Below are 13607 nucleotides of genomic sequence, written 5' to 3'. Positions count from 1 at the left end.
CCGTCAGCGGACGGGGAGGATGCGCGAGGCGGCGGCGGCGCAGGCCAGCAGCGGCAGCTGCGCGGGGGCGATCAGGAAGAGCGGGGACCACTCCGGGCAGACCAGGCGGACGCCGGCGGTGAGCCCGTACAGCCGGGCCCGGTGGGAGCCCTTCAGCTCCACCCGGTCGAGCCGGTAGGGCCCGTCGAGGGTTATCGCCGGGCGGCCGTGGCGCTGCCACTCGATGCGCACTGCGCCGCCGGCGGGGGCGCCGGTGAGCAGGAGTTCGCCGGTCTCGGCGGCGTCGAGTTCGCGCCGGACGGCGGGCAGGCGGAGGGCCGCACCGCGGGCGAGGAGGTCGTCGGCGGCGTCGCGCAGCGTCTGGGCCGCGCGGCCGGGACTCTCGGCGACACGGCGGAACGGCCGGGCGAGCTGCCCTGTGAGATGACCCGTGAGGTGAACCATCACAACCCTCCTGTGGCCGTGCGGCGCCCCCTCAGGACGGGGTTTCCGTCGGCCGGCGGCGGTGGCACCCCGGACGTTAGCAGTCCGAGACCTTGGTTGAGGAGATCCGGCGGGGACTTCTTCACAGCAGGAGTGCCGGTGCGAACGGCCTGCGCGCGGAGCGCGTTCGGACGGTTTCAGCGGGTGACGGCGGAGGGGGCCGGAGCGTCCTCGGGGGCGGTCGCGGCCGGCTGCCCGGTGGCGGCAGCGGCCGCCGCGGCGAGCGCGGTGCGGTCGGACCGGACCCGGCGCAGCGCGTCGAAGGTGAGCACCGCGAGGGCGGCCCAGACGAGTGCGAAGCCGGCCCAGCGGGCGGGCGGCATGGACTCGTGGAAGACGGTGATGCCGATGAGGAACTGGAAGACCGGGGCGAGGTACTGGAGCAGGCCGAGGGTGGTGAGCGGGACGCGGACGGCGGCGGCGCCGAAGCAGAGCAGCGGAATCGCGGTGATGACGCCGCTGAGCACCAGCAGGCCGGAGTGGGCCCAGGCGGAGCCGGAGCCGGCGGCGTGGCCGAAGCTGCCCTCGCCGCGGATCTGCAGGCTGATCAGGAAGCCCAGGGCGAAGGGGAACATGGCGGCGCTCTCGAGTGCGAAGCTCTCCTGTCCGCCGAGGGCGACCTTCTTCTTCAGCAGGCCGTAGGTGGCGAAGCTGAGGGCGAGGGTGAGGGCGATCCAGGGCAGTCGGCCGTAGCCGACGGTGAGGACGGCGACGGCGGCGGCGCCTATGCCGACGGCGACCCACTGGGCGCGGCGCAGCCGCTCGCGGAGCAGCAGGACGCCGAAGGCGATGGTGACGAGCGGGTTGATGAAGTAGCCGAGGCTGGTCTCGACGACGTGGCCGGAGTTGACGCCCCAGATGTAGACGCCCCAGTTGACGGAGATGACGGCGGCGGCGAGGGCGACCAGGGCGAGGCGGCGGGGCTGGGAGAGCAGCGGGCGGATCCAGGCCCAGCGGCGCTGCACGAGGAGCATCAGGGCGACGGCGACGAGGGACCAGACCATGCGGTTGGCGAGGATGTCGGCGGCGTCGGCGGGTTCGAGCAGCGGCCAGAAGAGCGGGAAGAGGCCCCACATGCCGTAGGCGGCGGCGCCGTACCAGAAGCCGCGGCCGGTGTCGTGCTCGTCGTTGGTGCCGGCCATGCCGCCCTGCCTTCCGCGCGCTGCTGTCGGGTCGACGGTAGCGGCGGAACCTCCGGTTGTCACGCCCGTATCCACCGTTTGGTCATGACAGCTGCCGGTCGGTCTTATGTATCGGATTCCGGGCGGAGCGCGGCCAGTCCGTCCAGCACCCGCTGCAGCCCGAAGGCGTACGCATGGGCCGAACTGGAGGCGCCCCCGTAGGCCTCGCCGACCGCGGAGCCGACCCGGGCGGCGGTCGGGAAGCGCTCCGGGTCGAAGACCTTGGCCAGCAGGTCGGCGTTGCCCTCCCACCACTGGGCGTCGCTCATGGCGCTCTCCTGTTCGGCGGCCCGCTCGTCGGCGGCGGTACGGGCGCAGCCGTGCACGAAGGCCAGCAGGAAGGCGAGGGCGGCGTCGGTCTCGACGTCGCCGAGGCCGAGGCCCTCGGCGGCGCGCAGCTCGTACTCGTACTTGGCCATCAGCCCGGGGCCGAGCGGGGGGCGGCCGGTGGCGACGTCCGCGACCCAGGGGTGGGCGGCGTACAGGGCGGCGTTGTCGTCGGCGACGGCGGCCAGGCGGACCCGCCAGCCGCCGCCCTCGGGGGTGCGGCGGGGCATGGCGGTGTAGACGGTGTCGAGCATCAGATCGAGCAGTTCGGCCTTGCCCGGCACGTAGGTGTAGAGCGCCATCGGCGAGAGGCCGAGTTCCTGGGCGACCCGGCGCATGGTGACGGCGGCGGTGCCCTCGGCGTCGGCCAGGGCGATCGCGGCGGCGGCGATCTCCGGGGCGGTCCTGGCCTGGCGGGGGCCGCGCCGGCCAGGCCCGACGGTGGGCTCCCCCCAGAGCAGCGCGAGGGTCCGCGCCGGGTCGCCTGCACTGCTGCGGTCGGTCGCCATGGCCGGAATTCTCCCATCCCCATTCTCCGTACTGTGTATACTGTACGCAGTACGGAGAATAGGAGGCGCATGACCGAGTTCGACCGACAGCTGCAGCGGCTGATCGACCTGGGCTACCCCGCCCTGGCCGGACTGCCGGAGGGCGACTTCACCGACCTGCTCGCCCCGCTCCGGGAGGCCGCCGGGCCCGGCGGACCGCCCGACGGCGGCCGGGTGCCGTACGTGCTCGTGGTGACCCGCGACCTGGTGCCGATCGAGCAGGCGGTGCCGCTCACCGCGCTGGCCGGGCGGAGCCGTCCGGGGATCGTGGACCGGCTCTACCCGGAGGGCGACCTCGCCCGCTTCACGCCGACCGTGGAACTGCCCGCGGGCCGCGCCTACCTGCTGCTCGACGTCGACCGCGGCGAGGAGTTCTGCGGCGCCGTGCCGCGCGACGCCATGGCCGTGGTCGCCGGACGGGGCCGCACCCTGCTGACCGTCGAGGAGGGCGTCGCCGTGGTCACCCAGTACCCGGAGCTGCTGGCCACCAACAAGTGCTTCTCGCTCGGCGCCTCGCGCTGCGGCGACAGGCGGGTGCCCGCGCTGTGGATCAGCAAGGGCGCGCCCAAGCTCGGCTGGTGCTGGGAGGGCAACCCGCACACCTGGCTCGGCATGGCCTCGGCCGGCGGCCGGGCCTGACCGCACGGCACGACGGGGGCGGACAGCACGACGGGCCCCGGGGTCGTGCACCCCGGGGCCCGTCGTGCCGACGTGGGATCAGACCACCGTCCAGGTGTCCTTGCCGGTGAGCAGGTCGGCGAGGTCGCCGGGGCCGCGGTCGGCCCTGGCCTTCTCCAGTTGATCGGCCATCATGGTGTCGTAGACCGGCCGCCGGACCGATCTGAGCACGCCGATCGGGGTGTGGTGCAGGGTGTCGGCGTCGGCGAGGCGGGTCAGCGCGAAGGCGGTGGCGGGGCCGGCGGCGTGCGCGTCGTGGACGAGCACCGCGGCCTCGTTCTCCGGTGTGACCGCGTCGACGAACAGTTCGCCGTCCGGGCCGCGGAAGACGCCCTGGTCGGCGCCGAAGCGGATCGGCCGGCCGTGTTCGAGGCGGATCAGCGCCTCGTCGCGGGTGCCGGGCTCCTTGAGCACCTCGAAGGCGCCGTCGTTGAAGATGTTGCAGTTCTGGTAGATCTCCACCAGCGCGGTGCCCTCGTGCTCGGCGGCCGCCCGCAGCACGGACTGCAGGTGCTGGCGGTCGGAGTCGATGGCGCGGGCGACGAAGGTGGCCTCGGCGCCGATCGCCAGCGACAGCGGGTTGAACGGCGCGTCCAGGGAGCCCATCGGGGTGGACTTGGTGATCTTCCCGACCTCGCTGGTGGGCGAGTACTGGCCCTTGGTGAGGCCGTAGATCCGGTTGTTGAACAGCAGGATCTTCAGGTTGACGTTGCGCCGCAGGGCGTGGATCAGGTGGTTGCCGCCGATGGAGAGCGCGTCGCCGTCGCCGGTGACCACCCAGACGCTGAGATCGCGCCGGGAGGTGGCGAGGCCGGTGGCGATCGCCGGGGCGCGGCCGTGGATGGAGTGCATCCCGTAGGTGTTCATGTAGTACGGGAAGCGCGAGGAGCAGCCGATGCCGGAGACGAAGACGGTGTTCTCCCGGCGGATGCCGAGCTCGGGCATGAAGGCCTGGACGGCGGCGAGGATCGCGTAGTCACCGCAGCCGGGGCACCAGCGGACCTCCTGGTCGGTCTTGAACTCCTTGGCGCTCTGCGGGCCGTCGGCCTTGGGCACCAGGTCGAGCAGGCGGAACTCGGTCATCGCTGGTCCTCCGCATCGAGGGTGCCGATCGCCGCGTGCAGCACGTCGGCCAGCTGGGCGGCCTTGAAGGGCAGCCCGCGGACCTGGTTGTAGGACTGGGCGTCGACGAGGTACTTGGCCCGCAGCAGCAGGGCGAGCTGGCCGAGGTTCATCTCCGGGACGATGACCTTCTCGTAGCCGTGCAGCACCGCGCCGAGGTTGGCCGGGAAGGGGTTGATGTGGCGCAGGTGCGCCTGGGCGACGTGCCCGCCGTCGGCGCGGACCCTGCGCACGGCGGCGGTGATCGGGCCGTAGGTGGAGCCCCAGCCGAGGACGAGGACGCGGGCCCGGCCCGAGGGGTCGTCGACGGTGACCGGGGGCACGTCGATGCCGTCGATCTTGGCCTGCCGGGTGCGGACCATGAAGTCGTGGTTGGCGGGATCGTAGGAGATGTTGCCGGTGCCGTCCTGCTTCTCGATGCCGCCGATCCGGTGCTCCAGGCCGGGGGTGCCGGGCACCGCCCACGGGCGGGCGAGGGTGCGCGCGTCCCGCTTGTACGGCCAGAAGACGCGGCTGCCGTCCTCCAGCTCGTGGTTCGGCCCGGTGGCGAAGTCGACGGTCAGGTCGGGCAGTTCGTCGACGGCGGGGATGCGCCACGGCTCGGAGCCGTTGGCCAGGTAGCCGTCGGAGAGCAGCATGACGGGGGTGCGGTAGGTCAGCGCGATGCGGGCCGCCTCCAGGGCGGCGGTGAAGCACTCGGCGGGGGTGGCCGGGGCGACGACCGGCACCGGGGCCTCGCCGTTGCGGCCGAACATGGCCTGCAGCAGGTCGGCCTGCTCGGTCTTGGTGGGCAGGCCGGTGGACGGGCCGCCGCGCTGGATGTCCACGACCAGCAGCGGCAGTTCGAGCGAGACGGCCAGGCCGATGGTCTCCGACTTGAGGGCGACGCCGGGGCCGGAGGTGGTGGTGACGCCGAGCGCGCCGCCGAAGGCCGCGCCGAGGGCGGCACCGATGCCCGCGATCTCGTCCTCGGCCTGGAAGGTGCGCACGTCGAAGTTCTTGTGCCGGGACAGCTCGTGCAGGATGTCCGAGGCGGGGGTGATCGGGTACGAGCCGAGGAACAGCGGCAGTCCGGCGCGCTCGGCGGCGGCGATCAGGCCGTAGGAGAGCGCCAGGTTGCCGGAGATGTTGCGGTAGGTGCCGGACGGCAGGGCGGCCGGGGCGATCTCGTAGGAGACCGCGAAGTCCTCGGTGGTCTCGCCGAAGTTCCAGCCGGCCCGGAAGGCCAGGATGTTGGCCTCGGCGATGTCCGGCTTCTTGGCGAACTTCTGCCGCAGGAACGCCTCGGTGCCGCCGGTCGGCCGGTGGTACATCCAGGAGAGCAGGCCGAGCGCGAACATGTTCTTGGCACGTTCGGCGTCCTTGCGGGCCAGGCCGCTCTCCTTGAGCGCCTCCAGGGTGAGCGTGGTCAGCGGCACCTTGTGCAGCCGGAAGGCGTCCAGCGAGCCGTCGGCCAGCGGGTCGGCCGCGTAGCCGACCTTGGCCAGGGCGCGCTTGGTGAACTCGTCGGTGTTGACGATGATCTCCGCGCCGCGCGGCACGTCCGGCAGGTTGGCCTTGAGCGCGGCCGGGTTCATCGCCACCAGGACGTTCGGCGCGTCGCCGGGGGTCAGGATGTCGTGGTCGGCGAAGTGCAGCTGGAAGCTGGACACGCCCGGCAGGGTGCCGGCGGGTGCCCGGATCTCGGCCGGGAAGTTCGGGAGGGTGGAGAGGTCGTTGCCGAACGACGCCGTCTCCGAGGTGAAGCGGTCACCGGTGAGCTGCATGCCGTCACCGGAGTCGCCGGCGAACCGGATGATCACCCGGTCCAGCCGGCGGGTGGGCTTGACGGGCCGCCCCTGCCTGGCCGACGGAGGCGCCGAGCCGGCCCGGCCCTCGCCCCCGTCCGAGCCGTCCACTGCCTCTGACTGATCGACCTGACTGGTCACTGCCGCGGACCTCCTCGTGGCGCCAGCCGCGGGCGTGAGCCGTGTGCCCCGTCCGCCTGGTGCACCTATCGCATCCTAAGACGGCCGGGGATCACTCGACCGTAACTCGGGCAGGTGGAATCGCTCGATGCGCCATCTTCGATCGACGGACGACCACGGCCTGCACCCGGGCGGTCAGGAGTTGAGGTAGGTGAGCACGGCGAGCACCCGGCGGTGGTCCTCGGGGCTCTGGCCCAGGCCCAGCTTGAGGAAGATGTTGCTGACGTGCTTCTCCACCGCACCGTCCGACACGACCAGCTGGCGGGCGATCGCCGCATTGGTGCGGCCCTCGGCCATCAGCCCCAGCACCTCGCGCTCGCGCGGCGTGAGGCCCTCCAGGACGTCTCCGCGGCGGCTGCGGCTGAGCAGCTGCTGCACCACCTCGGGGTCGAGCGCGGTGCCGCCGCCGGCGACCCGGACGACGGCGTCGGCGAACTCGCGGACGTCCGCGACCCGGTCCTTGAGCAGGTAGCCGACACCGCGGGTGGAGCCCGCCAGCAGCTCGCCGGCGTACCGCTCCTCGACGAACTGCGACAGCACCAGCACACCCAGCTCCGGGTACAGGCCGCGCAGCGCCACACAGGCGCGCACGCCCTCGTCGGTGTGGGTGGGGGGCATCCGGACGTCCGCCACGACCACGTCGGGCAGGGCGCCGGCCGCGGCCAGCTCCTGGACGGTCCTGAGCAGCGCGTCGCCGTCGCCGACCCCGGCGACCACCTCGAGGCCGCGGTCGGCCAGCAGGCGGGTCAGGCCCTCCCGCAGGAGGACGGAGTCCTCGGCGATCACGACGCGCAGCATGAAGAGCCCCCTTCGGCGAAGGGCCGCCCCCGTGACCGGCCCGGTCTCACATGGTACGGATCGCGACGGCGTCGCAGAGCCCCTGCAGGGCCGCCTTGGCCGGGCACTCCGGCAGCGGGTCGAGCAGGGCGCGGGCCTCCTCGGCGTACCGCAGGGTCTCCCGGCGGGCCCGCTCCAGCGCCGGGTGGCGGCGCAGCAGGCGCAGCGCCTCGGCGTGCAGCTCGTCGTCCTCGGAGAGGTCGCCGTCGAGGAGCTCGCGCAGCCGCAGGTCGGCGGGGTCGTCCTCGTCCACCGGGGTCTGCCGCAGGAGCAGCACGGGCAGCGTGGGGACGCCCTCGCGCAGGTCGGTGCCGGGGGTCTTGCCGGACTCGTGGCTGTCGCTGGCGATGTCCAGGACGTCGTCGGCGAGCTGGAAGGCGGTGCCCATCCGCTCGCCGTACTGGGTGAGGATGTCGATGATCCACGGCTCGGCGCCGGCCGTCATGGCGCCGAAGCGGCCGGAGACGGCGATCAGCGAGCCGGTCTTGCCGGCGATGACGTCCAGGTAGTGCTGGAGCGGGTCGTCGCCGGGGCGGGGGCCGGCGGTCTCCAGGATCTGGCCGGTGACGAGGCGCTCGAAGGCGTCGGCCTGGATGCGGACGGCCTCCGGGCCGAGGTCGGCGAGGACCTGGGAGGCGCGGGAGAAGAGGAAGTCGCCGGTGAGGATGGCGACCGAGTTGTCCCAGCGGGAGTTGGCGCTGGGGGCGCCGCGGCGGACGGGGGCCTCGTCCATGACGTCGTCGTGGTACAGCGTGGCGAGGTGGGTGAGCTCGACGACGACGGCGGCCGGCACCACGCCGGGCGCGTACGGGTCGCCGAACTGGGCGGCGAGCATGACCAGCAGCGGGCGGAAGCGCTTGCCGCCGGCCTCGATCAGGTGGCTGGCCGTGACGGTGATGAACGGAACCTCGCTCTTCACCGCCTCGCCGAGCGCCGCTTCCACGGCGTCCATCCCGGCCTGGACGTCACGGGTCAGATCGCGGTCCTGCACGGTCAGCCCGAAGGGCCCCACGACGGTCACGCAGACCACTCCTGTCCCTGGTCGATCCCAGCGGCCTGGTCCCCCCGGTCGCCGCCTCTGCGCGTACGGCTGCACGCATTAGGCAGCGTATCCGGTCACGAGTGGATCACTGCACGGGCATGGGCCCCAACCAGCGCGTCGGGCACCGTACGGCGCTGTCCCGGCGGGCGGGCGGCACTGTCCGGGGACCGGGAAAAGGGCACCGGCCCCCGCCGGACGGCGGGGGCCGGTGTGCAGGGCGCGGCGCTAGCGGACGAAGAGCGAGGCCTTCGACGCCAGGTCGAGGAAGTACTGCGGCAGCAGGCCGAGGCCGAGGGTGACCAGCACGCCGACGCCGATGGCGGTGGCGGTGAGCGGGCTGGGGACGGCCACGGACGGGCCGTGCGGCTGCGGGTCGGAGAAGAACATCAGCACGATGACGCGGATGTAGAAGAACGCCGCGACGGCCGAGCTGAGCACGCCGACGATCACCAGCGGCATGGCACCGCCGGCCGCCGCGGCCTGGAAGACCGCGAACTTGCCGGTGAAGCCGCTGGTCAGCGGGATCCCGGCGAAGGCCAGCAGGAAGAGTGCGAAGACCGCGGCGACCAGCGGGGAGCGCCGGCCGAGGCCGGCCCAGCTGGAGAGGTGGGTGGCCTCCCCCTTCGAGTCGCGCACCAGGGTGACCACGGCGAAGGCGCCGAGGGTCACGAAGGAGTAGGCGAGCAGGTAGAAGAGGACGGCGCCCAGGCCCTGTCGGTTGGTGGCGATCACACCGGTGAGGATGAAGCCCGCGTGGGCGATCGAGGAGTACGCGAGCAGCCGCTTCACGTCCTGCTGGGTGACGGCGAGGATCGCGCCGACCACCATGGTGAGGATGGCGACGCCCCACATGACCGGCCGCCAGTCCCACTTGAGGCCGGGGAAGGCCACGTAGAAGAGGCGGAGGAAGGCGCCGAAGGCGGCGGTCTTGGTGGCCGCGGCCATGAAGCCGGTGACCGGGGTCGGGGCGCCCTGGTAGACGTCCGGGGTCCAGGCGTGGAAGGGGACGGCGCCGACCTTGAAGAGCAGGCCGACGGCGAGCATGGCCAGGCCGATCAGCAGCAGCGCGTCGTTCTGGGTGGTGACGGTGAGCGCCGGGGTGACCGGGGCGACGCCGGAGACCACGTCGGCGATGTCGCCGAGCTGGACGCTGCCCGCGTAGCCGTACAGCAGCGCGGTGCCGAACAGGAAGAACGCCGAGGCGAAGGCGCCGAGCAGGAAGTACTTGACCGCCGCCTCCTGGGAGAGCAGCCGGCGGCGCCGGGCGAGCCCGCAGAGCAGGTAGAGCGGCAGGGAGAGGACCTCCAGCGCCACGAACATGGTCAGCAGGTCGTTGGCGGCGGGGAAGAGCAGCATGCCGCCGACGGCGAACAGGGTGAGCGGGAAGACCTCGGTGGTGGTGAAGCCGGCCCGGGTGGCGTCGCGCTCCTGCTCGCCGCCGGGGACGGCGGCGCCCTGCGCGGTGAACGCGTCGACGCCGTGCCCGTTGAGCCGCGGCTCCAGCCGGCGCTCGGCGTAGGTGAGGACGGCGAGGACGGCGGTCAGCAGGATGACGCCCTGCAGGAACAGCGCGGGGCCGTCGATGGCGACCGCGCCCATGGCGAGCAGGCCGGCCTGAGTGGTGGCGTGGCCCTGCGCGGCGAGGACGACGACCGCGGCGAAGGCCCCGCCGAGGCCGAGCAGCGAGATGCCGATCTGGGTGGCGTAGCGGGCCCGGCGCGGCAGGAAGGCCTCGACGAGGATGCCCGCGATCGCGGCGCCGAAGACGATCAGCATCGGGGAGAGCTGGCCGTACTCGATGTGCGGGGCGGGAATGCTCGCGCTGTTGCCGCCCGCGGCGGCGAGCCACTGGGTGGGGCTCATTCGTGCTCACCTCCGGTGGTGGCGGCGACCGGGTGGGCCGGTGCCGGGTCGGTCCGGTGGACCTGGGAGAGCGTGGCGTCCACGGCCGGGTTCACCATGTCGGTGAGCGGCTTGGGGTACACGCCGAGCAGCAGGGTGAGCGCCACCAGGGGTGTCACCACGACGAGTTCGCGGACCTTGAGGTCGGGCATGCCCTCCATGCGGGGCTTGACCGGGCCGGTCATGGTGCGCTGGTAGAGCAGCAGGGCGTACAGCGCGGCGAGCACGATGCCGAAGGTGGCGGCGATGCCGATCGCCGGGTACCGGCTGAACGTGCCGACCAGCACCAGGAACTCGCTGACGAAGGGCGCCATGCCGGGCAGCGACAGGGTGGCCAGGCCGCCGATCAGGAAGGTGCCGGCGAGCACCGGGGCGACCTTCTGCACGCCGCCGTAGTCGGCGATCAGGCGGGAGCCGCGGCGGGAGATCAGGAAGCCCGCGACGAGCATCCACGCGGCGGTGGAGATGCCGTGGTTGACCATGTAGAGGGTGGCTCCGGTCTGGCCCTGGCTGGTCAGCGCGAAGATGCCCATGATGATGAAGCCGAAGTGCGAGATGGAGGCGTAGGCCACCAGCCGCTTGATGTCCTTCTGGCCGATCGCCACCAGCGCGCCGTAGACGATGCCGATCAGCGAGAGCACGAGGATCGCCGGGGCGAAGTCCTTGGAGGCGTCCGGGAAGAGGCCGAGGCAGTACCGCAGCATCGCGAAGGTGCCGACCTTGTCGACGACCGCGGTGATGAGGACGGCCGTTCCGGCGGTGGACTCGCCCATCGCGTTGGGCAGCCAGGTGTGCAGCGGCCAGAGCGGGGCCTTCACCGCGAAGGCGAAGAAGAAGCCGAGGAAGAGCGCCTTCTCCACGGACGGGTCGATCGCCAGCTTGCCGTCGGCGATCGCGTTGGTGAGCGTCGGCAGGTCGAAGGTGGCGAGGTCCTGGTCGGCGGCGGTGACGTACAGCCCGATCACCGCGGCCAGCATGACCAGGCCGCCGAGCAGGTTGTACAGCAGGAACTTCACCGCGGCGTAGGAGCGCTGCTTCCCGGCGTCGGGGCCGCCGGCCCGGTCGCCGAAGCCGCCGATCAGGAAGTACATCGGGATCAGCATGGCTTCGAAGAAGACGTAGAAGACGAAGACGTCGGTGGCCAGGAAGGACACCAGCACCATCGCCTCGACCGCCAGGATCAGGGCGAAGAAGCCCTGGGTGCGGCGCTTGGCCTCGAAGCTGCCCTCGGGTGCGGGGGCGGGGTCGGAGTCATGCCAGGAGGCGAGCATCACCAGCGGCACCAGCACCGCGGTGAGCAGGACCAGCACGGCGCCGATGCCGTCGACGCCGAGCGAGAAGGAGATGCCGAAGGAGCGGATCCAGCTGTAGGACTCGGTCAGCTGGTAGCGGGGGCCGCCCGGTTCGAACCGGGCGGCGACGGCGGCGGTCAGCGCGAGGGTGGCCGTGGAGACGGCCAGCGCGACGGCCTTGGTGGTGCGCCGGCGGGCCTCGCTGTTGCCGGCCGGCAGGGCGGCGGTGACCACCGCGCCCGCGGCGGGCACGGCGCAGGTCGCGGTCAGCAGGTAGCTCATGGCCGGCCTCCCCGCGGAGCCTCAGCAGTCATCTTGTGACCTTCCATCAGACCGACCTCATCAGCAGGGTGGTGGCGACCAGGACGAGCGTGCCGCCGAACATGGAGAGCGCGTACGTGCGGACGAAGCCGGTCTGCACCCTCCGCAGGCGGGCGGAGATGCCGCCGATGGTGGCGGCGAGGCCGTTGACGAAGCCGTCCAGGCCGCGGATGTCGAACCAGACCAGCGTCGCGGCGAGCGCGGAGCCGGGGCGGACGAGCACGGCGTGGTTGAAGTCGTCCTGCAGCAGGTCGCGGCGGGCGGCCCGGGTGAGCGGGGAGCCCACCGGCGGGGTGACCGGGATGCGGCTGCGGCCGTACATGGCGTAGGCGAGGCCGACGCCGGCCAGCATGCAGACGGTGGTGAGCCCGGTGACGACGGCCGCCGGGATCGGCGGGTGGCCCTCCTCGAAGCCGGTGACCGGCTCCAGCCACTTCAGGAAGGCGTCGCCGTAGGTGAACAGCGCGCCCGCGCAGACCGAGCCGACCGCGAGCACGACCATCGGCAGCGTCATGACCTTGGCCGACTCGTGCGGGTGCGGCTCCTCGCCGGTCTCCGGGTCGGGCTGCCAGCGCTTCTCGCCGAAGAAGGTCATCATCATCACGCGGGTCATGTAGAACGCGGTGACGGCCGCGCCGACCAGGGCGCACAGGCCGAGGACCCAGCCCTCGGTGCCGCCCTTGGAGAACGCCGCCTCGATGATCTTGTCCTTGGAGAAGAAGCCGGACAGGCCGGGGAAGCCGATGATGGCGAGGTAGCCGAGGCCGAAGGTGGCGAAGGTGACCGGCATGTACTTGCGCAGGCCGCCGTAGTGCCGCATGTTCACCTCGTCGTTCATGCCGTGCATGACCGATCCGGCGCCGAGGAAGAGCCCGGCCTTGAAGAAGCCGTGGGTCACCAGGTGCATGATCGCGAAGACGTAGCCGATCGGGCCGAGGCCCGCGGCCAGCACCATGTAGCCGATCTGCGACATGGTCGAGCCGGCCAGTGCCTTCTTGATGTCGTCCTTGGCACAACCGACGATCGCACCGAAGAGCAGGGTGACCGCGCCGACGACCGTCACCACGAGCTGGGCGTCGGGCGCCAGGTTGAAGATGTCCGCCGAGCGCACGATCAGGTAGACGCCGGCGGTCACCATGGTCGCCGCGTGGATCAGTGCGGAGACCGGGGTCGGGCCCTCCATGGCGTCGCCGAGCCAGGACTGCAGCGGCACCTGGGCGGACTTGCCGCAGGCGGCGAGCAGCAGCATCAGCGCGATCGCGGTGAGCTTGCCCTCGCTCGCGTCGTCGGCCGCCCCGAAGACCGGGCCGAAGGTGAAGGAGCCGAACTCGACGAACATCAGCATGATCGCGATCGACAGGCCGAGGTCGCCGACCCGGTTGACGATGAACGCCTTCTTGGCGGCCGTCGCCGCGCTCGGCTTGTGCTGCCAGAAGCCGATCAGCAGGTACGAGGCGAGGCCCACGCCCTCCCAGCCGACGTACAGCAGCAGGTAGTTGTCGGCCAGCACCAGCAGCAGCATGGCGGCCAGGAACAGGTTGAGGTAGCCGAAGAAGCGGCGGCGGCGCTCGTCGTGGGCCATGTAGCCCACCGAGTAGATGTGGATCAGCGTGCCGACGCCGGTGATCAGCAGGACGAAGGTCATGGACAACTGGTCGAGCTGGAAGGCGACATCGGCCTGGAAGCCGTTCACCGGGATCCAGCTGTACAGGAATTCGACGACCGGCCGCTCCTCCGTGGGCCGGCCGAGCATCTGGGAGAAGAGGACGAGGCCGAGGCCGAAGGAGGCGGCGGCGGCCAGGGTGCCGAGCCAGTGGCCGAACCGGTCGAGCGCGCGCCCGCCGAGCAGCAGCAGGGCGGCGCCGGCCAGCGGGACCGCGACCAGCAGCGGAATGAGTGAGTTCACC

At 72.2% G+C, this 13607-nt stretch carries 11 protein-coding genes; 1 reads left to right on the top strand and 10 read right to left on the bottom strand.

The features are described from left to right. Window positions 1-3: 3 nt before the first annotated feature. The 3 genes from ACQ614_RS20890 to ACQ614_RS20880 form a co-directional block, all read right to left on the bottom strand. Entirely contained in the window at window positions 4-444 is a 441-nt protein-coding gene (locus ACQ614_RS20890; protein ID WP_363488839.1) for a hypothetical protein, read from the bottom strand. A 176-nt stretch (window positions 445-620) separates the two neighbouring features. Beyond that, entirely contained in the window at window positions 621-1625 is a 1005-nt protein-coding gene (gene rarD / locus ACQ614_RS20885; RefSeq protein WP_431680022.1) for an EamA family transporter RarD, read from the bottom strand. A gap of 104 nt (window positions 1626-1729) precedes the next feature. Then, window positions 1730-2500: a TetR/AcrR family transcriptional regulator C-terminal domain-containing protein gene (locus tag ACQ614_RS20880; RefSeq protein WP_431680021.1), complete on the bottom strand. Its 771-nt coding sequence runs from the start codon at window positions 2498-2500 to the stop codon at window positions 1730-1732. Between the two features lie 69 nt (window positions 2501-2569). Between ACQ614_RS20880 and ACQ614_RS20875 the strand changes: the two genes are divergently transcribed. After that, window positions 2570-3178, top strand: coding sequence for a DUF5701 family protein (locus tag ACQ614_RS20875; RefSeq protein WP_431680020.1), 609 nt, complete (start codon window positions 2570-2572; stop codon window positions 3176-3178). Window positions 3179-3256: 78 nt separating this feature from the next. Here ACQ614_RS20875 and ACQ614_RS20870 read toward each other — a convergent pair whose 3' ends face one another. The 7 genes from ACQ614_RS20870 to nuoL form a co-directional block, all read right to left on the bottom strand. After that, window positions 3257-4300, bottom strand: coding sequence for a 2-oxoacid:ferredoxin oxidoreductase subunit beta (locus ACQ614_RS20870; protein ID WP_431680019.1), 1044 nt, complete (start codon window positions 4298-4300; stop codon window positions 3257-3259). Further along, complete coding sequence (locus ACQ614_RS20865) at window positions 4297-6267, bottom strand: 2-oxoacid:acceptor oxidoreductase subunit alpha (RefSeq protein WP_431680018.1); 1971 nt, start codon at window positions 6265-6267, stop codon at window positions 4297-4299. Before ACQ614_RS20865 ends, ACQ614_RS20870 begins: the two co-directional genes overlap by 4 nt. Before the next feature lie 174 nt (window positions 6268-6441). After that, window positions 6442-7101 carry a LuxR C-terminal-related transcriptional regulator gene (locus ACQ614_RS20860; protein ID WP_431683976.1) on the bottom strand — a complete coding sequence of 220 codons (660 nt, stop codon included), beginning with the start codon at window positions 7099-7101 and terminating at the stop codon, window positions 6442-6444. 49 nt (window positions 7102-7150) lie between these two features. Continuing rightward, entirely contained in the window at window positions 7151-8164 is a 1014-nt protein-coding gene (locus ACQ614_RS20855; protein ID WP_431680017.1) for a polyprenyl synthetase family protein, read from the bottom strand. Between the two features lie 246 nt (window positions 8165-8410). Then, on the bottom strand, window positions 8411-10048 hold the full coding sequence (nuoN, locus tag ACQ614_RS20850; protein WP_431680016.1) for an NADH-quinone oxidoreductase subunit NuoN: 1638 nt from the start codon (window positions 10046-10048) through the stop codon (window positions 8411-8413). Continuing rightward, window positions 10045-11661, bottom strand: a complete 1617-nt coding sequence (locus ACQ614_RS20845; protein WP_431680015.1) for an NADH-quinone oxidoreductase subunit M — start codon at window positions 11659-11661, stop codon at window positions 10045-10047. Before ACQ614_RS20845 ends, nuoN begins: the two co-directional genes overlap by 4 nt. 46 nt (window positions 11662-11707) lie before the next feature. After that, window positions 11708-13606, bottom strand: coding sequence for an NADH-quinone oxidoreductase subunit L (nuoL, locus tag ACQ614_RS20840; protein WP_431680014.1), 1899 nt, complete (start codon window positions 13604-13606; stop codon window positions 11708-11710). Window position 13607 lies beyond the last annotated feature (1 nt).

The sequence above is a fragment of the Kitasatospora dryopteridis genome (genome assembly GCF_050749075.1).
In the GTDB taxonomy this organism is placed as follows: Bacteria; Actinomycetota; Actinomycetes; order Streptomycetales; family Streptomycetaceae; genus Kitasatospora.
The sequence above is the reverse complement of the archived record's forward strand: the minus strand, read 5'-3'. Positions and strand labels throughout refer to the sequence as shown.

Coding starts and splice junctions, on each gene's coding strand:
- ACQ614_RS20890 (WP_363488839.1), bottom strand. CDS start 444: ATGGTTCACCTCACGGGTCATCTCACAGGGCAGCTCGCCCGGCCGTTC.
- rarD (WP_431680022.1), bottom strand. CDS start 1,625: ATGGCCGGCACCAACGACGAGCACGACACCGGCCGCGGCTTCTGGTAC.
- ACQ614_RS20880 (WP_431680021.1), bottom strand. CDS start 2,500: ATGGCGACCGACCGCAGCAGTGCAGGCGACCCGGCGCGGACCCTCGCG.
- ACQ614_RS20875 (WP_431680020.1), top strand. CDS start 2,570: ATGACCGAGTTCGACCGACAGCTGCAGCGGCTGATCGACCTGGGCTAC.
- ACQ614_RS20870 (WP_431680019.1), bottom strand. CDS start 4,300: ATGACCGAGTTCCGCCTGCTCGACCTGGTGCCCAAGGCCGACGGCCCG.
- nuoN (WP_431680016.1), bottom strand. CDS start 10,048: ATGAGCCCCACCCAGTGGCTCGCCGCCGCGGGCGGCAACAGCGCGAGC.
- ACQ614_RS20845 (WP_431680015.1), bottom strand. CDS start 11,661: ATGAGCTACCTGCTGACCGCGACCTGCGCCGTGCCCGCCGCGGGCGCG.